General features: G+C 57.8%; 20 protein-coding genes and 1 riboswitch. Of the genes, 9 read left to right on the top strand and 11 right to left on the bottom strand.

The window, feature by feature from the left end; genetic code table 11:
* Nucleotides 1-23: 23 nt before the first annotated feature.
* The 3 genes from CU102_RS06970 to CU102_RS06960 all read left to right on the top strand — a co-directional run bounded on the left by CU102_RS06970 (nt 24) and on the right by CU102_RS06960 (nt 3646).
* Nucleotides 24-1025, top strand: a complete 1002-nt coding sequence (locus CU102_RS06970) for an ABC transporter ATP-binding protein (protein WP_106710281.1) — start codon at nt 24-26, stop codon at nt 1023-1025.
* Nucleotides 1026-1132: 107 nt separating this feature from the next.
* The gene (mgrA, locus tag CU102_RS06965) at nt 1133-2194 is read left to right on the top strand and encodes an L-glyceraldehyde 3-phosphate reductase (RefSeq protein WP_106710280.1); all 1062 of its coding nucleotides are present in this window, start codon (nt 1133-1135) and stop codon (nt 2192-2194) included.
* A gap of 132 nt (nt 2195-2326) precedes the next feature.
* Nucleotides 2327-3646, top strand: coding sequence for a UDP-glucose dehydrogenase family protein (locus CU102_RS06960; protein ID WP_106710279.1), 1320 nt, complete (start codon nt 2327-2329; stop codon nt 3644-3646).
* 83 nt (nt 3647-3729) lie between these two features.
* Here the strand turns inward: CU102_RS06960 and CU102_RS06955 are convergent, their stop codons facing one another.
* Both CU102_RS06955 and CU102_RS06950 read right to left on the bottom strand, forming a co-directional pair.
* A complete protein-coding gene (locus tag CU102_RS06955) occupies nt 3730-4260 on the bottom strand; it encodes a hypothetical protein (RefSeq protein WP_133624411.1) in 531 nt (176 codons plus the stop codon).
* 175 nt (nt 4261-4435) lie between these two features.
* On the bottom strand, nt 4436-5332 hold the full coding sequence (locus CU102_RS06950) for an NAD(P)/FAD-dependent oxidoreductase (RefSeq protein WP_106710359.1): 897 nt from the start codon (nt 5330-5332) through the stop codon (nt 4436-4438).
* Nucleotides 5333-5462: 130 nt separating this feature from the next.
* Here CU102_RS06950 and CU102_RS06945 point away from each other — a divergent pair, with 130 nt between their 5' ends.
* Nucleotides 5463-5921, top strand: coding sequence for an Rrf2 family transcriptional regulator (locus CU102_RS06945; RefSeq protein ID WP_106710277.1), 459 nt, complete (start codon nt 5463-5465; stop codon nt 5919-5921).
* Nucleotides 5922-5923: 2 nt separating this feature from the next.
* Here CU102_RS06945 and fae read toward each other — a convergent pair whose 3' ends face one another.
* From fae to CU102_RS06910, 7 genes are all read right to left on the bottom strand, one after another.
* Complete coding sequence (gene fae / locus CU102_RS06940; protein WP_106710276.1) at nt 5924-6463, bottom strand: formaldehyde-activating enzyme; 540 nt, start codon at nt 6461-6463, stop codon at nt 5924-5926.
* Nucleotides 6464-6587: 124 nt separating this feature from the next.
* Nucleotides 6588-8276, bottom strand: a complete 1689-nt coding sequence (locus CU102_RS06935) for an ArnT family glycosyltransferase (protein WP_106710357.1) — start codon at nt 8274-8276, stop codon at nt 6588-6590.
* A 14-nt stretch (nt 8277-8290) separates the two neighbouring features.
* Nucleotides 8291-8611 (bottom strand): lipid-A-disaccharide synthase N-terminal domain-containing protein, encoded by a 321-nt coding sequence (locus CU102_RS06930; protein WP_106710275.1) that lies wholly within the window; start codon nt 8609-8611, stop codon nt 8291-8293.
* Entirely contained in the window at nt 8604-9335 is a 732-nt protein-coding gene (locus tag CU102_RS06925) for a glycosyltransferase family 2 protein (RefSeq protein WP_106710274.1), read from the bottom strand. The genes CU102_RS06930 and CU102_RS06925 overlap by 8 nt, the downstream gene beginning before the upstream one ends.
* Nucleotides 9336-9439: 104 nt before the next feature.
* Entirely contained in the window at nt 9440-11089 is a 1650-nt protein-coding gene (locus CU102_RS06920; protein ID WP_106710273.1) for a thiamine pyrophosphate-binding protein, read from the bottom strand.
* Nucleotides 11073-12260, bottom strand: a complete 1188-nt coding sequence (locus tag CU102_RS06915; RefSeq protein WP_106710272.1) for a CaiB/BaiF CoA transferase family protein — start codon at nt 12258-12260, stop codon at nt 11073-11075. The genes CU102_RS06920 and CU102_RS06915 overlap by 17 nt, the downstream gene beginning before the upstream one ends.
* A gap of 5 nt (nt 12261-12265) precedes the next feature.
* Complete coding sequence (locus CU102_RS06910; protein ID WP_106710271.1) at nt 12266-13222, bottom strand: alpha/beta fold hydrolase; 957 nt, start codon at nt 13220-13222, stop codon at nt 12266-12268.
* Nucleotides 13223-14193: 971 nt separating this feature from the next.
* On the opposite strand from CU102_RS06910, the gene ettA reads away from it, so the two are divergent.
* The 3 genes from ettA (at nt 14194) to bluB (ending at nt 17566) form a co-directional block, all read left to right on the top strand.
* Nucleotides 14194-15843, top strand: coding sequence for an energy-dependent translational throttle protein EttA (gene ettA, locus CU102_RS06905; protein ID WP_106710270.1), 1650 nt, complete (start codon nt 14194-14196; stop codon nt 15841-15843).
* Nucleotides 15844-15957: 114 nt separating this feature from the next.
* Nucleotides 15958-16566 carry an MOSC domain-containing protein gene (locus tag CU102_RS06900; RefSeq protein WP_106710269.1) on the top strand — a complete coding sequence of 203 codons (609 nt, stop codon included), beginning with the start codon at nt 15958-15960 and terminating at the stop codon, nt 16564-16566.
* 26 nt (nt 16567-16592) lie between these two features.
* Nucleotides 16593-16769, top strand: a riboswitch (cobalamin riboswitch).
* A gap of 47 nt (nt 16770-16816) precedes the next feature.
* Complete coding sequence (gene bluB, locus CU102_RS06895; RefSeq protein WP_106710268.1) at nt 16817-17566, top strand: 5,6-dimethylbenzimidazole synthase; 750 nt, start codon at nt 16817-16819, stop codon at nt 17564-17566.
* Here the strand turns inward: bluB and CU102_RS06890 are convergent.
* Nucleotides 17499-17816 carry a DUF2293 domain-containing protein gene (locus tag CU102_RS06890; protein ID WP_106710267.1) on the bottom strand — a complete coding sequence of 106 codons (318 nt, stop codon included), beginning with the start codon at nt 17814-17816 and terminating at the stop codon, nt 17499-17501. The genes bluB and CU102_RS06890 overlap by 68 nt on opposite strands.
* Nucleotides 17817-17947: 131 nt before the next feature.
* Here CU102_RS06890 and CU102_RS06885 point away from each other — a divergent pair, with 131 nt between their 5' ends.
* On the top strand, nt 17948-18955 hold the full coding sequence (locus tag CU102_RS06885) for an ArsR/SmtB family transcription factor (protein WP_106710355.1): 1008 nt from the start codon (nt 17948-17950) through the stop codon (nt 18953-18955).
* Nucleotides 18955-19881, top strand: coding sequence for a methylenetetrahydrofolate reductase [NAD(P)H] (gene metF / locus CU102_RS06880; RefSeq protein WP_106710354.1), 927 nt, complete (start codon nt 18955-18957; stop codon nt 19879-19881). Before CU102_RS06885 ends, metF begins: the two co-directional genes overlap by 1 nt.
* A 507-nt stretch (nt 19882-20388) precedes the next feature.
* On the opposite strand, the gene CU102_RS06875 is transcribed toward metF, so the two are convergent.
* Nucleotides 20389-21327, bottom strand: coding sequence for a DMT family transporter (locus CU102_RS06875; RefSeq protein ID WP_106710353.1), 939 nt, complete (start codon nt 21325-21327; stop codon nt 20389-20391).
* Nucleotides 21328-21463 lie beyond the last annotated feature (136 nt).

Below are 21463 nucleotides of genomic sequence, written 5' to 3'. Positions count from 1 at the left end.
ATCCAAGAAACGGGAACAAGACATTGGGTTCTTTGAAGATTGAAAATATCCGCAAGTCCTTCGGCCATGTCGACGTGCTGAAAGGCATCGACCTTGAAGTCAAGGATGGCGAGTTCGTGATTTTTGTCGGACCGTCCGGTTGCGGCAAATCCACCTTGCTGCGGGTGATCGCGGGGTTAGAGGATGCGACATCTGGCGATATCCTGATCGATGGCAAGAAGGTCAATAACACGCCGCCCGCCAAGCGCGGCATTGCCATGGTGTTCCAGACCTATGCGCTTTACCCCCACCTGTCAGTTCGCGACAATATGGGCCTTGGCCTGAAACAGGCGGGCAAGCCTGCAGACGAAATCAAGGAACGCACCGGGATCGCGTCTAGCATGCTGTCGCTGGACGAATATCTCGAACGCCGCCCGGCAGAACTCTCAGGTGGTCAGCGCCAGCGCGTCGCGATTGGCCGCGCCATTGTGCGCGAACCGCAACTGTTCCTCTTCGACGAGCCGCTCTCGAACCTCGATGCTGCGCTGCGCGTCAACACCCGCCTCGAGATCGCGCGCCTCCACCGGCAGCTCAAGGCGACCATGATCTATGTGACGCACGACCAGGTCGAGGCGATGACGCTCGCCGACAAGATCGTGGTGCTGAACAAGGGCAAGATCGAGCAGGTTGGCTCGCCCATGGAGCTGTACAACGCGCCGCAGACGATCTTCGTCGCCGGCTTCATCGGCTCACCACAGATGAACCTCATCGATGCGGCAAAGCTCGGCCAGAGCGGAGCCAAGACCATCGGCATCCGGCCCGAGCACATCCAGGTCAGCAAGACATCGGGCGAATGGAAAGGTTCGGTGATTCACGTCGAGCACCTTGGCGCCGACACGATCATCTATCTCCAGACCGATTTCGGTCCGCTGACCGTCCGGCTCTTCGGCGAGCACAATTACGATGTCGACGGCGTGCTCTATGCCACTCCGGATGCGGGGCGGACCTACCGGTTTGACAATGATGGGCAGGTCATCAAGGGCTGATTTTACCAATTCATGTCATGACATGATCAAACGTTTGGGCCATAGTCCGGCGCGCCGTGGAATCGATTTCACGCGGCTCTGATATGGACAGGAACAGGACGACGACCATGGGCTGGACACCGGATTCCAAACGCTACGACACAATGAAATACAATCGCTGCGGCAGGAGTGGTCTCAAGCTTCCCGCTATCTCTTTGGGGTTGTGGCACAATTTCGGTAACGATACACCACACAGCCTCAAGCAGGCGATCTGCCACCAGGCTTTCGATCTCGGAATCACGCATTTCGATCTCGCCAACAATTACGGGCCGCCGCCCGGATCTGCGGAGGAAGCGTTCGGCGAAATCCTGCGCAATGATTTCAAGGGTTATCGCGATGAGCTGATCATTTCGTCGAAAGCCGGCTATGGCATGTGGCAGGGACCCTATGGCGAATGGGGCAGCCGCAAATATGTCATCGCCAGCTGCGACCAGAGCCTCAAGCGGCTCGGTCTCGACTATGTCGATATCTTCTATTCGCACCGGTTTGATCCGGATACGCCGCTGGAAGAGACGATGATGGCGCTCGACCACATTGTCCGGTCCGGCCGCGCACAATATGTCGGCCTCTCCTCCTACAATTCGAAACGGACCCGCGAAGCCGAAGCCATTCTTGAAGAGCTTGGTACGCCTTGCCTTATTCATCAGCCCAGCTATTCGATGATCAATCGCTGGATCGAGGAAGATGGCTTGATCGACACCTTGGAGGAACTCGGGATCGGCTCGATCGTGTTCTCGCCGCTGGCGCAGGGCATGTTGACCGACAAGTATCTGAAGGGCGTCCCAGAGGAGAGCCGTGCGGCGCAGGGCAAATCGCTCAACCCGAATTTCCTGAGCGAGCCCAACATTGCAAATATTCGTGCACTCAATGACATTGCCGGTAAACGTAGTCAGACGCTCGCCCAGATGGCAATTGCCTGGGTGCTCAGGAAGGGCCGCATCACGACCGCATTGATCGGGGCGAGCAAACCACAGCAGGTCGTCGACTGCGTCAAGGCGCTCGACAATCTCGAGTTTACGGATGCGGAGCTTGCAGAGATCGACAAGTACGCCAATGACGCCAATGTCAACCTCTGGGCAGCCTCGGCCGAACGTGACGGTCCGCAGCGTGTGCCGCCGAAACTGGCCTGATACCCGCAGTTGCGCCTTCAACGCCAGGATATCGTCACTCTGGCGTTGTTTCGCACAAAGCTGAGATTGGCAGCGCAACGCTAATGTGCGAAATGTCTGCGCCATGAAATCGATACGGATTGGAATAGTTCGATGAAGATTGCGATGATCGGGACCGGATATGTCGGTCTGGTGTCGGGTGTCTGCTTTGCGGAATTTGGTTTCCAGGTCACCTGCGTGGACAAGAATCCGGCGATCATTGAGCGCTTGCAGGCTGGTGAAGTCACCATCTATGAGCCTGGCCTTGATGAGCTGCTGGTGCGCAATGCACGCGACGGACGCCTCGTGTTCACGACGGATCTCGCAACGACTGTTGCGGAAGCCGATGTCATCTTCATAGCCGTTGGTACGCCCTCCCGCCGTGGCGACGGCGAGGCTGACCTGCAATACATCCACGCGGCGGCCGATGAAATTGCTGCGGCGATGAAGCCGGGCGCTGTTATCGTTATCAAATCGACTGTAGTTGTCGGCACCAATGCCGACGTGCGCGAGCGCATTGCCCGGGCACGGCCGGACGTTCCGTTCTCCATGGTGTCCAATCCGGAGTTCTTGCGCGAAGGTTCCGCCGTCGAAGACTTCCTGCGTCCCGACCGCGTTGTTGTCGGCGTGCATGACGAGCGCGGTACAGCGGCAATGAAGCGTGTCTACCGCCCGCTTTACCTGCGCGAGACGCCGATGATCGTAACGACGCTGGAAAATGCCGAGATCATCAAATATGCGGCCAACGCGTTCCTGGCGATGAAGGTGACCTTCATCAATGAGGTCGCCGATCTCTGCGAGAAGGCCGGCGGCAATGTGCAGGATGTGGCGCGGGCAATCGGCATGGACAATCGCATCGGCTCGAAGTTCCTGCATGCAGGCCCCGGCTTCGGCGGCTCATGCTTCCCCAAAGACACCCGCGCCTATGCCGCGACGGGCCGCAAGATGAATGCGCCGCAGACGCTGATCGAGCAGGTTGTCACCGTCAATGAACAGCGCAAGCGCTCCATGGCCGAGAGGGTCATCGAAGCGGCGCAGAAGGAAGGCGTGAAGACCGTTGCGGTCCTCGGCATCGCTTTCAAACCCAATACCGACGACATTCGCGAGTCGCCTGCGCTGGACATCATTCCTGTGCTGCAAAAAGCGGGTTTGGCTGTCCGAGCCCACGACCCGGAAGCGCGTGTCGCGGCGGAGCAGGTTTTGCCGGGGGTCACCTGGTGCAAATCCGCTTACGAGGCCACCGACGGCGCTGGGATCACCGTTCTCCTCACCGAATGGAACGCCTACCGCGCGCTTGACCTTAAGCGGGTAGCGGGCTTGATGAGCGGCAACATCCTGTTCGACCTGCGCAACGTCTATAGCGCCCAGGATCTCGAAGGGACCGGGCTCGATTATCGGTCTGTCGGAAGGCCGCTGGTGGGGAAGGACGTTTAGAAGCAGACTTCAGTTGCTGCGTATAGTTCTAGGCGAAGCCGCCGGATTTGATCCAGACGGACGCATCGGGTGCAGCGAACCTGCTATTGTCTCTCGACTTTGGGCAGCGCAGTCCAACGAGCGGCCAGACCACCCGCTGCGCCTGCGAGTGTGAAGTAGAGCACATTCAGGAGTTTGAACAACCAACCGAACAGCGTTGGTAAGCCATCCTTCGTCACCTGATAGCCCCAACTCCAACTATTGTAGCTAGAGTTGTCATCGAAGTAGGTCCTCAATCCCATGACGAGACTGAACGTTAGCAAAAGCAAACCAATAGTCGCGCCGACATTAGCACCCAGTGCGATCGCGTCGCGGCTGCTGCGCAAAGGCCGAGACTCCGCACGCTTCCATACTGGCAGACCAATGGCCATGCTGAAGATCAGGGATAACGGAAAGCCGAACACCGCATAGAGCAGCACGCCTTGAAAGACTGGCGGAGTTCTCCACTCTTCGTTGGAAACGAGCGTGGCAACGGCAAGCTGGAGCAGGTTAGATGCGAAAGTGATGCCGATTAACGCCGCCAGCCCAGCGGCGGCTGCGGCGGTAAGGCCAAGCAGCATTCGTTTTGTGGTCAACGTTGATGTGGAGCGTCCATTGTCCCGAACTTTGCATTAATCGAACGTGTCCGTAAGCATATGCACCAATTCGGGCGGCCACAACCACGACCGCTTTCCATCCACCCACTGACTTCCCTGATGATCTGTCGAGCCAGGTTTACCGTCAATTCGACATTCGTCGCATTCCAGTCCATTACGCCATGATGAGAGACTGGTGCGCGCTGACACCCGCCATGACTCCCGCCGCAGATGCAAGTGTGGCATTGGCCATGGCGCTTGACGCATCGCCTGCTGCGTAGACACCGGGAACCGTCGTCGCCTTGTGGCCGTCGATGCGAATGAGCGGCCCGAGCGGTCCGTCATCGAAGGCGCAGCCGAGCTGCTCGGCAAGCGGGCTTGCCATGTGTGTCTTGGGGGCAGTGAAGATGGCAGCCACGGGCACGATCCTGCCGTCGCTGAGCCTGACGGCCTCCATCGCAGGTGAGGTGCCCAGGAGTTCGACGATAGGTGTCTGCTCGATGCGAGCGCCGCGGGCGGCAAGCTTGGCGGCCTCCGCTTCGTCGGGTTCGAAAACGCCTTGCGTGAAATAGGTCGTCGGTCCCCAGTCAGGCAGGAGCAGCCCATGGTGGATCGAGAGATGGGTGTTGGCGAGGACACCCAACGGCTGGTTGCCCACTTCGTAGCCATGACAGTACGGGCAATGCAGGACTGTCACGCCCCAACGTTCCGCAATACCGGGGATCGCAGGCAATTCGTCCTTCACGCCAATCGCAAGGACAAGGCGCCGGCCGGACAGCTCTCGTCCATCAGCCAACGCTACGGAAAATCCAGTGTCGGTCTGCCGGGCCGCAATGGCCTCCGTGTGAATGAATTCAACGGTCGGATACCGGGCAAGTTGCTGCCTGGCGTCCTGAACAATGTCGCGGGGTGATCGGCCATCCTGACCGAGGAAGCCGTGGGAGGTTGCCGCAAAACGGTTGCGCGGAAGGCCGGCATCAATGACCAGTACCTGCCGCCTCGCACGGGCAAGCTGCATTGCGGCCGATAGCCCTGCGAAACTGCCGCCAACTACGATTGCATCATGGGACATGGCCGCTCCTTTGCCGAAAATGAAGATAGAGAACAACATAAGTTACATGAAACGGTCGTGTCAACGGTTATGTAACACATCTTGTTACGGAACATATCGCGTGCTAGGAAAACCGGAAGGAGCCAGGAATTTGCGACACGACAGCCGACTATCACGCATGCTGCACGTGCTGATCCACATGGATCGGCATGACGGCTCTGCGACCTCAGAAGTGATCGCCCGGATGCTCAATACCAATCCGGTGGTGGTGCGCAGGACTATGGCGGGTTTGCGCGAGCAAGGTTATGTGCATTCGGTGAAAGGCCACGGCGGCGGCTGGACGCTTTCCCGGCCGCTCGAGCAGATCTCGCTCCTCGATATCCACCGGGCTTTGGGCAGCCCGGAGGTATTCGCAATCGGGCTTGCAATCGATCACCCGACCTGTCTGGTCGAACAATCAGTCAATGCAGCGTTGCAGGATGCCTTTGCCGAAGCAGAGGCAATCCTGATATCACGCTTCGGCAATGTCACGATCGCGGACGTTGCCCGCGATTTCGACGACAGGTTCCAGCGGTCCACGGAAAAACCTGGGCCGGGCTCCTGTCACTAGGCTCAGTAGGCGATGACACCGTCCAGAGCGTAGTGCTTCACCGTCTTGCGATTGGCGATCAGCTCTTCCACGGTCGGCGAGCCGGTCATGGCCCGCGAAATCGCGAGCTTCGTGGCCTCGTAGTTGGTCCGGTAGAGATCCTTGTGGTCTAGATTTTCGTCTTCGGCACAACGGGGGTCAAGCCAGACTGTAATGATCATGCATAGTTCGTCGGCCTGGTCCTTGGGGAGAATATCCTCAATCAGGCAGTCTACGATTGCATCGCCCATAGCTGCCTGTACCACTCCTCCGAGCAATTCCGCATATGCCATGTTCTTGATGGTCACTTTCGTGGTCATCATCGTTGCCGGACGAACCGCCTGGTTGAGGTCACGGACGACGAACATGCGGGTATGACCCTTAACCTGGCCCATCATCGAGGCAAAGGCCTGCCCGACAGGGCCTCTGACCGAGCCGATGACAACTTCCGGCATGGCATCCGTCGCCTGTCCCTCTGCTGCCAGAACCGTTGCTTCACCCGTACGAAACCATATGTCAGTCATGTCTTCTCCCTTTCGATTTGCGACCCGAAGCTATCGGCAAGATCTGCGCCACGTCCAGTTGACGAAAGGTCGCTTACGGTCCCTTGCGATGGCGGATAATAAAACGAGCCGGCGGCTGATCGGCCTATTGCAGCGCCCTGTACAGCGTTATGGTCGTCCTGCGACCTTTGCTGTAATTGATGCCCGAAACCGTCGCGACTGCCGCAACCGATTGCTCGCCCTTCGGCAGGCTCGCGATAAAGGCATCACGCTCGCGTTCATCGACGGCGGCAACGGCACAGGCCGGATCCGCCAGAAGGTGCTGTGCTGCGCCCTGACCATTCGTCAGTACCGTTCCGGTGCCGGCCAGAAACACAAGGCTGGGCTCGGCGTAACTCGCTGAGGCGAGCACACTGTTATTGCACTGCTTGGCGGCTTTGAAGGCATCGGCAATGGCCGGGCTCAGCCATATCGGCGTCAAGGCCGGGATGACACCCCAGGTGAGCAGCCCGAAGGTGATAATCGCAAAAGTTGCAGCAGCTTGCAGCGCTCCCTTGAGATTGTGATTCAAGATGAGGCCGCTGGCAAAGACGCCGGCCGCAAGGGCGGTAAAGAAGACGATTATTCCCGGAAACGAGAACGAATCGGTCATGACATAGGGGAGCACGAGGCCGGCTCCCATGAAGCCAAGCGTTGCCGCGGCGAGGCCAAACAGCGTCAGGCGCTCCAGCCAGATCTGCCAGCGTCCGCGATACGGCTCATTGGCGATGCCTGTATCAATTGCCCACGCCATCATAAGCAGCAGGGCCGGATAGGCCGGCAGGATGTAATGCGGCAGCTTGGTCGGAATAAGCTCCGTTACCAGCCAGAACGGGATGTACCAGGCGGTCAGGAAGGCGAGGCGTGGGTCGTCACGCAGGCGGGCCAGCGCTTGCAGTCCGCCGCGAACAGCCAGTACGCCAAATGGCCAGATGAAGACGACGAAGATCAGCGCGAAATAGCCGGGCGGTGCGCCATGGCTTTCCTGGCCATCGCCGACTTTCGACAGGAAGTCCTTGTTGACGGATTCGTTGAAGAACGCGCCGCCGCTCTTAAGGGTGATCAGAATTAGCCAGGGCAGGACAATCGCCAGCAGGATGAGAATGCCGCTCAGCGGCTTCAGCCGTTTCAGCCAGCGCCAGTCGCGGTAGAACAGGCTGAGCGTCGCCATGGTCAGGAGGCTTACAAACGGCGTAATCGGCCCCTTGATCAGGACGCCGGCTGCAGTTGCCACCCAGAACACAAGTGCTGGCGCCCATCTTTCCGGCGCCTGCATGCGGCTTGCCATCCAGATCCAGGCAAGACCGCCCTGCGCGAATACGACGGTGGTCAGGACCATGGCATCGGTCTTGGCCACGCGGGCTTCAAAGCCAAGCATGACAATTGCGGCGAGAGCGATCCCAGCCAGCAAGCCGGCGCTCTGGCCGAAGAAGGCGGCGCCAAGGATGGCAGTGCCAAGCACCGCCACCGTCGCACCGGTCACCGACACCAGCCGGTAAGCCCAGATCGGTGCATCGCCGTCATGGCCGGTCAGCTTCAACGCGGCGCTCTGCAACCAGTAGATGCCGATCGGCTTCTTGTAGCGGGACGCGTCCTGAAAGCGGATGTCGACGTAGTCGCCGCTCTCGGCCATTTGATGCGTGGCCTGGACATAGCGGGATTCATCCCGGTCCAGCGGCGGTATCGAGCCGATACCGGGAAGGAAGGAGACAAGGCAGATGAAGATCAGCAACAGATAGTGGCTGACGCGAAGCCGTCTGAGGCTACTGGAGGGTGCAGAATGGGAGTCGGTCATCGACAAACCCGTACTCATGTGTCCTGCGTCATTGCTTTCTTCTCATTGGCGATCAGCCAGAGATTGCGGATGTAAACCACAAGTCCGAGGCCTTGTCCGGCGATGAACACGGGGTCCTTGCGGACGATGGCATAAACGAACAGCAGTGCGCCGCCGAACAGCGAAAAGAACCAGAAGGTCACCGGCACGACACTGCGCTTGGCCCGTTCGGAGGCGAGCCACTGCAGCACGAAGCGCATGGTGAAGCATGCCTGCGCGAAAAAGCCGAGCACGACCCAGGCATCGAACTGCGCGATGAAAACCGAGTGCAGCCAGTTGGTGATAGCGTCAGCCATGGCTGATCTCCGTAATCGTTGGAACGGTCTTGCGGCGTTTTCTCAGCCACCACACTCCGTATAGATCGAGAATGCCGCGCAGGCCGCGGTCGAGAATGCCGTAGTTGGATTTGCCATGGCGGCGCTCGCGGTCGACCACATCGACATGCACGACGCCATAGCCCTCGCGGATGACCAGTGCCGGCAGATAACGGTGCCAGCCGTCAAAGAACGGCAGTTCGCGGAAGAGGTGTGTGTGCACGGCCTTGAGGCCGCAGCCGGAGTCGCGGGTATAGTCCTGGAGGATCGCGCCGCGCAGCATGTTGGCATATTTCGACGAGATCTGCTTCAGCTTGGTGTCGGTCCGCTTCAGGCGCTGCCCGGCGGCAATGCCGATTGCGGGACCCGCCTGCAGCAGCGCGTCGGCCAGCCTGGGCAGGTAAGCTGGATCGTTCTGCCCGTCGCCATCCATCGTCACGACGACCTTGCCCTTGGCAGCAAACACGCCTGAACGCACCGCGGCGCTCTGGCCTGCGGATTTATCATGTCGCACATGGCGCAGCGGCTTTCCGGCCTTGATCCTTGCCTCCAGAGCGGCGCCCGTCGCATCGGTCGAGCCGTCATCGACGACAATCACCTCGTAGCTGCGGCCATCCATGGCGGCATCCACTTCATCAAGGAGAAAGGCTAGATTTGCGGCCTCGTTTCGGCACGGAATGACGATTGTGATTGCCGGATTGCTCAAGTCAGACGCTTTCGTATAGTCTCATCAGGCGCGCTCCATAACATTGAAAGCGCCGCCTTGCTATCCTCATTTGCGTTACGGGGATGTAATGGTGGTCATGGCAATCAGTGCTTGTTGCGGATGTCGGTCAGCGTCTTCGCGGGTGTGATCACTTCGGGATCGAGGCGGATTTCGATAATCGCCGGCTTGCCGCTCTGGACAGCGCGCTGCCAAGCGCCCTCGAATTCCTCGGTCGTCTCAACTGTCTCGCCATGACCGCCAAAGGCGCGCGCCAGCATGGCGAAGTCCGGGTTGGTCAGGTCCGTCGCGGATACGCGTCCGGGATATTCTCGCTCCTGATGCATGCGGATCGTGCCGTAAATGTTGTTGTTGATCACAAGGACGATGATCGGTAGCGCGTATTTGACCGCCGTCGCGAAGTCCTGACCGTTCATCAGGAAACAGCCGTCGCCGGCAAAGCATACGACGGTGCGTTCGGGGTAGAGCTGCTTTGCGGCAACGGCTGCCGGCAGCCCGTAACCCATCGAGCCCGAAGTCGGAGCAGCCTGCGTGCCAAAACGGCGAAAGCGATGGAAGCGGTGCAGCCACGTCGCGTAATTGCCCGCACCGTTGGTCATGATCGCATCCTCGGGCAGTACGCTTTCGAGAAAGGACATGATGGGTCCCATCGCCACTTTGCCCGGCCCGGTCTTCGGCGGCGTCGACCAGGCAAGATAGGACCCGTGGGCAATCTCGGCTTCGCCCGGCCAGTTGATGTGCGAGGGTGGCGCGAGATGTTCCACAGCTTCGGCAAACGCGTCAGGGGCAGAGTTGATTGCGAGGCTCGGACGATAGACGCGTCCTAGTTCGTCGGCATCTGGATGCACATGGATCAATGTTTGCTTGGGGTAGGGACTGTCCATCAGCGTATAGCCCGAGGAGGGCATTTCACCGAAGCGTCCGCCGACTAGCAGTAATACGTCGGCCTCTTTGACCCGCGCTGCGAGTGCTGGATTGATGCCGATACCGACGTCGCCCGCAAAGTTGGGATGAAGATGATTGAACAGCATCTGCCGGCGGAAGGAACAACCGACGGACAGGTGCCATTTTTCGGCAAAGCGTGTGATCGAGTGAACTGCACGCTCGTTCCAACGCGAGCCGCCGAGGATCATAAACGGCTTTTTTGCCCCTTGCAGCAGATCTGCAAGCTTCTCGATACTGGCGGGTGAGGGGCCGGTCTCGACCGGTTGCCAGCCCTGAGCCGTGACGGCTTCGACCTTGTCGGTCAGCATGTCCTCGGGCAATGCGAGCACGACCGGGCCCGGACGGCCCGATGTCGCGACCGAAAATGCTCGCGTGACGAATTCCGGAATACGCCGCGCGTCGTCAATTTCCGCAACCCATTTTGCAGTGTCAGCAAAGAATCGACGGTATTCGACTTCCTGAAATGCCTCGCGTTCACGTGCTTCGCGCTGTACCTGACCGATGAACAGGATCAGCGGGGTGGAGTCCTGTTGGGCGATATGGATGCCGGGAGAGGCATTGGTTGCCCCGGGGCCACGGGTAACAAAACAAATGCCGGGCTTGCCGGTCAGCTTGCCCCATGCCTCAGCCATCATCGTGGCGCCGCCTTCGGCCCGGCAGACGGTCACGCCGACATCGGCGTCATAAAGGGCGTCGAGCACCGCCAGATAGCTCTCGCCCGGGACGCAGAACAGGCGCTCGGTTCCATTGGCGACCAACGCCTCAACGATCAGTTCACCGCCGGTTTTCATCGGATGTATCCTTCAATTCGCTCAATATTTCTGCGCTGTGTTCGCCAAGGCGTGGGCTCGGCCGGTCATAGCTGAGTGGCGTCTTCGACATGATGATCGGCGTGCGCACCGAAGGAATGGTGCTGCCATGCGCATCGTCGAGATCGAGCTTCAACTGGCGCGAAACGATCTGCGGATCGTCGAACATTTCGCCGATCTGGTTGATCGGGCCGGCCGGCACAGCATTTCTGGCGCAGGCCCCGAGCAACTCGGCACGAGTGTGTTTGATGGTCTCGGACCTGATCAGTGCCGTCAATTCGGTACGGTTTTCCAGCCGGGCCCGGTTCGTCAGGAAGCGAGGATCGCTGGCGAGACTTGTCAACCCGACAATGCTGCAAAACCGGGCAAACTGTCCGTCATTGCCGACCGCCAGGATCATGTGACCGTCCGAGGTCGGCACGACTTCGTAGGGCGAAATATTCGGGTGCGCATTGCCCATGCGGTGTGGGCTCTTTCCCGTCGCTAGGTAATTCATCGCCTGGTTGGCCATCACTGCCGACTGCACGTCGAAGAGCGCCATGTCGATCAGTTGGCCCTCGCCTGTCTTGGCCGCGTGCGTGAGTGCAGCCTGAATTGCGATGACTGAGTAAAGCCCGGTAAAGACATCCGCAACGGCAAGCCCGACTTTTTGCGGTTCACGGTCCGGCTCTCCGGTCACCGACATCAGGCCGGACATGCCTTGGATAATGAAATCATAGCCCGCCTGCGTGGTATAGGGACCGGACTGGCCGAATCCGGTGATCGAGCAATAGACAAGACGGGGATTGTCAGCGCTCAGCGATTCATAATCGAGCCCGTATTTCCTCAGGCCACCGACCTTGAAGTTCTCCAGTACCACATCGGCCGTCCGGCAGAGTGCCTTGACGGTTTCCTGACCTTCCGCCGATGTGAAATCAGCGGTAATCGAGCGTTTGCCGCGATTGCAGGAGTGAAAGTAGGCGGCGGAAAGGTTCTCACCCTCCTTGCTGGTGATGAACGGAGGACCCCAGCCGCGGGTTTCATCACCCCCCGCAGGATTCTCCACTTTGATCACGTCAGCGCCAAGGTCAGCGAGAATTTGTCCCGCCCAGGGGCCAGCGAGGACGCGGGCCAATTCGATGACACGTATTCCTTTAAGAGGGGCATTAGACATAACGGTCAGGCACTCTTCAGTTTCATCATTTGTCGCTCGGCAACTTGCCTCGCCCAATCAGCGAAATCCTGCATGATCAACTCCCGGTTGATCTCATTCAGGCCCTCATGTCGCGTGTCCTCGTATATCTTGGTCGTAACATGGATAAAGCCGTGCTTGCGCATCCGGTTTTCAAGATCTTTGACGGCCTTACCCTTGGCCGTAGCAGGATCTTCTGCACCGCCCACCAGATTAAACGCCATGTCGCGAGGCACTTTGGCCAGCAGGCGATCATCCGAACCGGCGAAAATAAAATCGAAGATATCACGCCACATGCTCACCGTCGGGTTCCAACCCGAGAGGGGGTCGGCAAGGTAGGCATCCACTTCGTCAGGATCGCGCGACAACCAGTCAGATGCTGTTCGCCCGTTCTTCATGCTGCGGCCCCATTCCCGAAACGTAAGTTTTGGCAAGACCATGCTCGGAACGTCGGATCCGAGAAACATGCGTTCAGCCCTGAGGATTCCTTGTGCCAGACGCCCAAGAATTCCTGCAGAAAAATTGGCGTTCCAGATCGCAGCGGCGTCAACCTTGTCCGGGTGTTTCATGACATAATTCAATGCAACCAGCCCACCCATTGAATGCCCAAACAGAATCAAAGGCAGACCGGGATGACGGCTGCGAGCAAGGTCGTTGATCGCATCGACATCATCAAGCACGTGAAGGAGCCCGCCGGATGGTGCAAAGCGGCCGGCCGGTGCGCCCGGAGCCTTGGTCAATCCATGGCCGCGATGATCATGGGCGTACACATGAAAGCCCTTTTCATTGAGAAACCGCGCGAAACGGCTATAACGGCGGGAATGCTCACTGACACCGTGATTGATTTGAACGATGCCGCGTTGCGGGCCATCGGCTGGCGAAAAGCGCATGGCGAGCGTGGCCCCCGTTGCAGTTTTCACCGTTTCTACGTCATCAAATGCCATTCAGAGCCTCCCGTCGCAGTTTGAAAGGGTGGCGCATGATTAGTCAATGCGGAAAAAATGCTGGTTGAATCCGCCTAAATTAATTCGGTGTTGCACAATAAATAATCATGTTGATGCCAATGCAATTTTATTTTGCAAAACCTCTTGCAAACGGCAAAAACATGCCGCAGAACTTCATTCCGAAAGAGATTGGATACAGGTCTCCTTGTCAATGATCACAACTGCAGACACGCCAAATGGGCGCTTGATTGCAGGCAGCGTGACGATCGATCGGGCCTGAGGGATCCAGGTCTTGCCAGCTACATGGCCGTTCACGGGAGAAGAGGACGCTCCCCGAATGCGGCCCCAGAGGGGAAACCGGGTGACGGAAATATCCGCGCCCGGTTTCGCTCGTTTTAGGGCGACGTCTTTATCTCCCCCTTGTGGGGGAGAAAGTGATTTCAGCATCTTAGCGCAGCTAAGTGCTAGAAATCACAAGGGGTAACTCGTGCATTCAAACAAATACCCTCGCTTGGATTTTCTAAGGGTTAGCTGCGCTAACGCCAAGAAAATCCTTCTCTCCCGCAAGGGGGGAGATAATCGGCATTGGCTGTTGGCGTGCAGATCGCCGCCTTCAAATCACCGGCGCGTGCTGGACGAGCACTCTAAGGGGCGCGTAGGCGACGCATGGAGTATCGCAAATGGTACTCCCCGATGCCGAGGCCTCCCAAGCGGAACGGAGGGGATGAAAAGTCGCCGGACGGGCGGTCTTCGGATCGCACCATTACTACCCCAAAGACGCGCTTCGATGACCGCCCGTCTTCCCAACCAGTTCAATGGCCAGACTCAGATGCGGGCGTGGCGAGGGAGGGGCTTAAGATGGGCGGAATACCCGAAATAACCCACCCATGCATTGCCACACGGGTCCCTTTCGCCTACATACGGCGCAAATTCATGTCCCTAAATTCCCGAACACCGGAGTGACGCGCGTTATGGCACGCCAATTCATTTATCATATGGCCGGCCTGAACAAGGCATATGGAACCAAAAAGGTTCTTGAAAACATTCATCTTTCTTTCTATCCGGACGCCAAGATCGGCATCCTTGGCCCGAACGGTGCTGGTAAGTCGACCATCCTGAAGATCATGGCTGGTATGGACAAAGAGTTCACCGGCGAAGCATGGCTGGCCGATGGCGCAACAGTTGGCTACCTTGCGCAGGAGCCCGTTCTCGATCCCACCAAGGACGTGATGGGCAATGTCATGGACGGTGTTGCCGATAAAAAGGCCATCCTCGACCGCTACAATGAATTGATGATGAATTATTCCGACGAGACCGCCGAGGAAGGCGCCAAGTTGCAGGATCTCATCGATCACAAGAACCTGTGGGATCTGGAATCCCAGGTCGAAATGGCCATGGAAGCGTTGCGCTGCCCGCCTGGCGACAGTGAGGTCACCAACCTTTCCGGCGGTGAGCGCCGCCGCGTCGCGCTTTGCCGCCTGTTGCTGTCGCAGCCGGATCTGCTGCTCCTCGACGAACCGACCAACCATCTTGATGCCGAAACCACCGCATGGCTGGAAAAGCACCTGCGGGAATATGCGGGCTCCGTGCTTCTCATCACCCACGATCGCTACTTCCTCGACAATGTAACCGGCTGGATTCTCGAACTCGATCGTGGGCGCGGCATCCCTTACGAGGGCAATTATTCGGCCTATCTCGGCGCCAAGGCCAAGCGCATGCTGCAGGAAGGCCGCGAGGACGACTCGCGCCAGAAGGCGCTGGAGCGCGAGCGTGAGTGGATTTCTGCCAGCCCCAAAGCACGTCAGGCCAAATCGAAGGCGCGTATCAAGGCCTATGATGCACTCGTAGATGCCGCGAATGATCAGCGTCCCGGCGACGCGCAGATCCTCATTCCGGCGGGCGAGCGCCTTGGCCAGGTCGTGATCGAAGCAGAAGGTCTCACGAAATCCTTCGGCGATCGCATGCTCATTGAAAACCTGACTTTCAAACTGCCTCCGGGCGGTATTGTCGGCATCATCGGTCCCAACGGTGCAGGCAAGACCACGCTGTTCAAGATGATCACCGGTCAGGAAAAGCCGGATTCCGGCTCGATCCGTGTCGGCGATACGGTGCATCTCGGCTATGTCGACCAGAGCCGCGATCATCTGAAAGCGGACAAGAACGTCTGGGAAGAAATCTCCGGCGGCAATGAAATCATCAAGCTCGGCAAATATGAGATGAATTCGCGCGCCTATGTCTCGGCGTTCAATTTCAAGGGCAGTGACCAGCAGCAGAAGGTCGGCAATCTTTCCGGCGGTCAGCGCAATCGCGTGCATCTCGCCAAGATGCTGCAGGCCGGCGGCAATGTTCTCCTGCTCGACGAGCCGACCAACGATCTCGACACCGAAACATTGGCGGCACTTGAGGATGCGCTGGAAAAATATGCAGGCTGCGCTGTGATCATCAGCCACGATCGCATGTTCCTCGATCGTCTGGCGACGCATATCCTGGCATTTGAAGGCGACAGCCATGTGGAATGGTTCGAAGGCAACTTCGAGGACTACGAAAACGACAAGATCCGCCGCCTCGGTCCGGACAGCGTCAATCCGAAGCGCCCGACCTACAAGCCTCTGACACGTTGATATTGGCGGGAGGGTGGAAACCCTCCCATCACCATTTTTGACAGACCCATCAGTCATATTCGCTGGTTTTCGCGGTCGATTTTCGTAAAGTGCGGCGAAATCCAGGAGCGCCAAATGACTGATCTAACAGCAACCCCGACCGAGATCGTTCCCGCGCGCAAGATCAGCGGCCGGGTAAGCGGGGTGTTCGAGGCTCGCGCAGGCAATTTCATCACGGCACCGGCAAGTTCACTCGAACTGACATTTGACGGGATCGTCGGCGACCATCACGCCGGCCAGACCCGCATGTCGGGTGGTCGCGAACCCTGGTATCCGCGCGGCACCGAAATGCGCAACGAACGCCAGCTTTCTATCCTCGCGTCGGACGAGCTCAAGGAAATTGCGACTGGCATGGGGCTCTCGGAACTCAAGCCGGAATGGATCGGTGGCAATATGGTCATCGAGGGTGTTCCATCACTTTCGATGCTGCCGCCGCGTACACTGTTGTTTTTTGAGGGAGGCGTGACCCTGCGCGTCGATGGGCAGAACGCACCCTGCAAGGTTTCCGGCCGGTCCGTCGCCGAGCACGCCGGCACAGTGGACCATATGGTGACTGCACTCGATTTTGTCCGGTTATCCCGGCGTTTGCGTGGCATCGTTGCCTGGGTTGAGAAGCCTGGCACCATCCGCACTGGTGAAAAGGTGGATGTGCGCGTACCTGAACAATGGATTTATCAGCCTTGAGGCTTGCGTCAGAGAAGTTTCTGTGGCGAATGGATTGAAGGTCCGGTGCCCGATATTGCGGGAGAATCGGGAAGCCGGTGTAAATCCGGCACGTGCCCAACGCTGTAAAGGGGATGGGCCGCGCAGATGCCACGGAGATATCCGGAAGGCGCGCGGTTCAGATGAACCTCAGTCAGAAGACCGGCCGGACCTTATAGCCTGAATCCGCGCGGACGGCGGGGAGGGTTTGAAGCGTTGTTGGGAGCAAACAATGCACGATGTTTCGCATGGTCCGGTCGCTGCGGCTGCCTTTTCTGATGAAGAGCGTGCGGCGGTCTACAAAGCCATTTATTCCCGCCGCGATGTGCGCGACCAATTCCTGCCTCGGCCGGTCCCGGATGAGGTACTCATGCGGCTGCTCGATGCCGCACATCATGCGCCGTCGGTCGGCTTCATGCAGCCGTGGAATTTCATCCTTATCCGCGATGAAGCCCGTAAGGCGCAGGTGCATCGCGCCTTCATGCGTGCCAATGATGAGGCGAAAGGGCTATTTACGGATGAGCGGCAGGCGCTTTATGCATCGCTGAAGCTCGAGGGCATAAGGAACGCTCCCGTCAATCTCTGCATCACCTGTGATCGTACGCGCGGCGGCAAGGTGGTGCTTGGACGCACGCATAATCGCCAGATGGACGTTTACAGCACTGTCTGCGCCGTGCAGAATCTCTGGCTTACCGCACGGGCAGAGGGCATTGGCGTCGGCTGGGTCAGCATTTATCACGACCAGGACATGCGGCACATCCTGGGAATTCCCGATCATGTCGAGATTATCGCCTACCTCTGCATTGGCTATGCCGACGAGCTCTACGACGCTCCGGAGCTGGAAATACGTGGCTGGCGGAAGAGACTGCCCCTGGAAGGCCTGATATTCGAGGAGGAATGGCAGAGATCTGCGATCAGCTCGGATCCTCCTCGTCCGGATCCAGCAACCGGGTTGCCCGCCACTCGGTCAACTTGCGATTGATTGCATCCAGCACGAAAAACCGCGCCGACTCCTTGTCGTAGCCTTCGTCACGCAAGGCATCATAGTCGGTATGCTGATGCCGGACATGGGCAACTGCAGCGAGCCAGACGGCGATTGGCGGCGGCAGGCTCCTCATGTGCGGGGCGCTGGCGGCTGAACGGATGGGTTCCGAATCGGAGTAGGGTACTGCCGGCAGAAGCAGCGTCAGCGCCTTGTTGATGGCGCGCTGGCGGTTTGTACCTGTGCTCATTCGGAATTCCCTTGTAGCGATTCTCCCGGCTATTTCAGACGCGGCAAATTTTGTCGTCAATGGCAAAAACCAACTTGCAAATAATGTATTTCTCACATAAACATATCTTTATGTCTTTTGAGGGTGATGTGATGGACAAGCGTGATCTCAATCTTGATCTGATGGTCGATACGCTCAAAGCTGCGGCCGAGCCTAGTCGTCTGCGCATCCTGGCCCTGCTGTCGCGTGGTGATCTGACAGTTTCCGACCTTACGTCCATCCTCGGTCAGTCCCAGCCCCGTGTGTCGCGCCACCTCAAGCTGTTGTTTGAAGCCAGCCTGATCAACCGCTATCAGGAGGGATCATGGGCTTATTTCCGACTGGCCGATTCCCTCATCGTCGGCGATATCGCGCGCTCCTTGCTGGAACGCCTTGACAGCTCTGATCTGCTTCTCGAGCGTGATCTCGAACGCCTTTCGTCAGTCAAGTTGCAACGCCGCGAACGCGCCGCCGCCTATTTCAGTGCTAATGCAACAAGCTGGGACGTGATCCGGTCATTGCATGTGCCGGATGGCGCAGTGGAAGACGCTCTTCTGAAGATCATTGGCCGCAAGCCGTTCCAGGCCATGCTTGATGTCGGCACAGGCACAGGCCGCCTGCTGGAACTCTTCGCTCCGCTTTATGTGCGCGGCGTTGGCATCGATATCAACCGCGACATGCTGACGATCGCCCGCTCGAACCTCGACAGGGACGGCATTACCAATGCGCAGGTGCGCCATGGCGATGTTTATTCATTACCGGTCGACCGGGAATCCTTCGATCTGGTGACCATTCACCAGGTGTTGCACTTCCTCGACAATCCAGCAGACGCCATTCGCGAGGCCGCGCGTGCGCTGCGTGCAGGCGGGCGCATGCTGATCGTCGATTTCGCTCCACACGAACTTGAATTTCTGCGCGACAATCATGCGCATGTCCGTTTGGGCTTCGCCGACGAGCAGATGCGTGAATGGCTCACGGAAGCTGGCCTGATGCTTGAAGACAGCCTGCAACTTGAGCCAAAAGGCAAAGATAAATTGACCGTCAAATTGTGGCTGGCACGCGACCCACGCTTGCTGATCGCCGATCCGACTTTAACCTCCCGCGTCACGGAGAGTGTATGATGAGTTTTTTCCGCCAATCCCGCCGTCCCGATCTAGGAACCAACATTCGGGTTTCATTTGAATTCTTCCCGCCCAAGACCGAGGTGATGGAGGAACGTCTTTGGGAGACCGTGACACGGCTTGCGCCTCTCAATCCCGAGTTCGTCTCGGTAACCTATGGGGCAGGAGGCTCAACCCGTGAACGTACCGCCCGCACAATCAAGCGAATCCTCACCGAAACGGATGTCAATGCCGCGGCGCACCTCACCTGCGTGGACGCGACAAAGGAAGAAGTCGACACGGTTGTGCGAGAATTTGCAGCGATGGGGGTCAAGCGCTTCGTGGCGTTGCGAGGTGATCCCGCGAGCGGAGTGGGTGCGCATTACAAGCCAACTCCGGGCGGTTATGAGAATGGTGCCGATCTGGTCGCCGGCCTGAAGGCGTTCGCGGACTTCGACATCTCGGTCTCGGCCTATCCAGAAAAGCATCCGGAGAGCCCGGACTTTGCGACCGATATCGATATGCTGAAGCGCAAGGTGGACAATGGTGCCACAAGGGCGATCACTCAGTTCTTCTTCGAGAATGATCTTTACGAACGCTATGTCGAGAAGGTTCGCCGCGCCGGTATCTATATTCCGATCCTGCCAGGCATCCTGCCGATCCACAATTTCACGCAGGTGACCAATTTCTGCTCGAAGGCGGGAACACATATTCCAGGTTGGCTCACCGAGCGATTTGATGGACTGGAAAACGATCCACAGACCCACGCGCTGGTTGCCTCAGCGGTGGCAGCTGAGCAGGTGCTCGATCTTGTCGAGCGCGGGATCCAGGATTTCCATTTCTATACGATGAACCGGGCCGATCTTGCGTTTGCGATCTGCCATTTGATCGGCATTCGCCCCGGAGGCACTGCGTTAGAGGCCAATCTGGCTGGCGCTGCGGCCTGATGACAAAGTAGGCTACCGTAAAATGGGAAACGGCCCGGTTGCTTTAACCGGACCGTTCCATCTTGTTTCACTCTGATAACGGTCTGAGACCATCTCCGTAGCGTTCATGATTTATGTCAGGGTATTAGTCCTACGACCATTGCACCAATAAATGCGAACGCTGCACAGATCATAAGGACATTCATCGATCGAGTTAGTCCCATCGTTTGTCTCCTGCAGTTAACCGATTTAGCATAGCGCAAATTTGCCACAGAAAAAGCCTAATTATTACCGATGTGTGACAGGACGAGTAGAAATTTTTTGCCCAAGAACCTTAAGTTTTTGAAATGAAACAGATTTATAGTAGCAAAAAAATTCTAAATTCACGATAAAATGTACGTGAATCGGGTATATTTTTGCACTGCACAACGACATTCGTTGTAACTAGCATTTGTAACGCTTTGCCACAATCCCGCCGAAATTCAACTTGGCACTTTGAGCTATAGTGCTAACGCATTATTGAAAACTTTACACTTTTTGCCGTTTTTGCCAAACGTTCATTAAGCGTCCGTCGATGATCAGCAGACCAAAGGCTATCAATGCCATGCCCATGAAATCGTGAGCCGCCAGACGTTCATCGAGAAAAATTGTTCCAAGAAGTATGGCGCTGACCGGTACGATCAAAGTGACGAGTGATGCATTTGTTGCGCCGGCGGTCCGCACGATCGAAAAATAGAGGATATAGGCGAAGGCGGTCGACAGGAGGCCAAGACCGAGAATGGCCAGCCAGACACCAGTATCGATGGTCGTCACGGCGGGAACGCCGTCGTAGATGAGCACCACGGGTATCATGACGAGCGTGGATGCTGTCATCTGACCGGTCGAAGTCACTGTAGGGGGCACTCCCTTGAAGCGCTTTGCCAGAATGCCGGCAAAGGCATAGGACAGGGTGGCGCAAATGACAGCAATTTCTGCCCACAGCGGACCGCCCAGACCCGTAAGAACACCGGGGCCGATCATGATGACAAGCCCGAATATTCCCAGCAGAATGCCGACAAGTTTATTGATGGTAACCTTTTCGTCTACCGTAAGGATAGCGGCGACAACGACAGTCCAAATCGGTGTTGTCGCATTGAGGATTGACTCGACGCCTGCGCCAAGAACTGTCTGGCCGATAAAGAGCAACGAAAAGGGGATGACGTTCATCAGCAGGCCAAGCCCGGCGAACTCAAATGCGTGGTGACGGTAGTCCCAGAACCGGACGCCGCGGTTAAGCAAATAGACATGCAGTGCGAGAGCTGCGACTGCTACGCGAAAAAGCACCAACGTCAACGGCGGAACAACCTGAACCGCGACACGCGCAAAGAAGAATGAGCCACCCCAGATTGCGCCGAGAAGAAGCAGTTGCAACCATGCGAAGCTGGTCATGGCAAGAGGATTTGGCGACGTTGTTTGCGCAGTGGACACGGGTAGATCCTTTCGGACAGTGCTGTCTGATGAGGTTTCTAGCTGATCAACGGTATAAAACCACCCGATTCCAGCTGCAAGAAACCGACTTTCGTCTGTCACCTGTCCTTGATAAGAGTTTTGCATGACGCAGAAC

Origin of the sequence: Phyllobacterium brassicacearum, from assembly GCF_003010955.1 — a bacterium.
GTDB lineage: Bacteria > Pseudomonadota > Alphaproteobacteria > Rhizobiales > Rhizobiaceae > Phyllobacterium > Phyllobacterium brassicacearum.
The sequence above is the reverse complement of the archived record's forward strand: the minus strand, read 5'-3'. Positions and strand labels throughout refer to the sequence as shown.

Coding starts and splice junctions, on each gene's coding strand:
- mgrA (WP_106710280.1), top strand. CDS start 1,133: ATGGGCTGGACACCGGATTCCAAACGCTACGACACAATGAAATACAAT.
- CU102_RS06960 (WP_106710279.1), top strand. CDS start 2,327: ATGAAGATTGCGATGATCGGGACCGGATATGTCGGTCTGGTGTCGGGT.
- CU102_RS06950 (WP_106710359.1), bottom strand. CDS start 5,332: ATGTCCCATGATGCAATCGTAGTTGGCGGCAGTTTCGCAGGGCTATCG.
- fae (WP_106710276.1), bottom strand. CDS start 6,463: ATGACTGACATATGGTTTCGTACGGGTGAAGCAACGGTTCTGGCAGCA.
- CU102_RS06935 (WP_106710357.1), bottom strand. CDS start 8,276: ATGACCGACTCCCATTCTGCACCCTCCAGTAGCCTCAGACGGCTTCGC.
- CU102_RS06930 (WP_106710275.1), bottom strand. CDS start 8,611: ATGGCTGACGCTATCACCAACTGGCTGCACTCGGTTTTCATCGCGCAG.
- CU102_RS06920 (WP_106710273.1), bottom strand. CDS start 11,089: ATGAAAACCGGCGGTGAACTGATCGTTGAGGCGTTGGTCGCCAATGGA.
- CU102_RS06915 (WP_106710272.1), bottom strand. CDS start 12,260: ATGTCTAATGCCCCTCTTAAAGGAATACGTGTCATCGAATTGGCCCGC.
- CU102_RS06910 (WP_106710271.1), bottom strand. CDS start 13,222: ATGGCATTTGATGACGTAGAAACGGTGAAAACTGCAACGGGGGCCACG.
- ettA (WP_106710270.1), top strand. CDS start 14,194: ATGGCACGCCAATTCATTTATCATATGGCCGGCCTGAACAAGGCATAT.
- CU102_RS06900 (WP_106710269.1), top strand. CDS start 15,958: ATGACTGATCTAACAGCAACCCCGACCGAGATCGTTCCCGCGCGCAAG.
- bluB (WP_106710268.1), top strand. CDS start 16,817: ATGCACGATGTTTCGCATGGTCCGGTCGCTGCGGCTGCCTTTTCTGAT.
- CU102_RS06890 (WP_106710267.1), bottom strand. CDS start 17,816: ATGAGCACAGGTACAAACCGCCAGCGCGCCATCAACAAGGCGCTGACG.
- CU102_RS06885 (WP_106710355.1), top strand. CDS start 17,948: ATGGACAAGCGTGATCTCAATCTTGATCTGATGGTCGATACGCTCAAA.
- metF (WP_106710354.1), top strand. CDS start 18,955: ATGAGTTTTTTCCGCCAATCCCGCCGTCCCGATCTAGGAACCAACATT.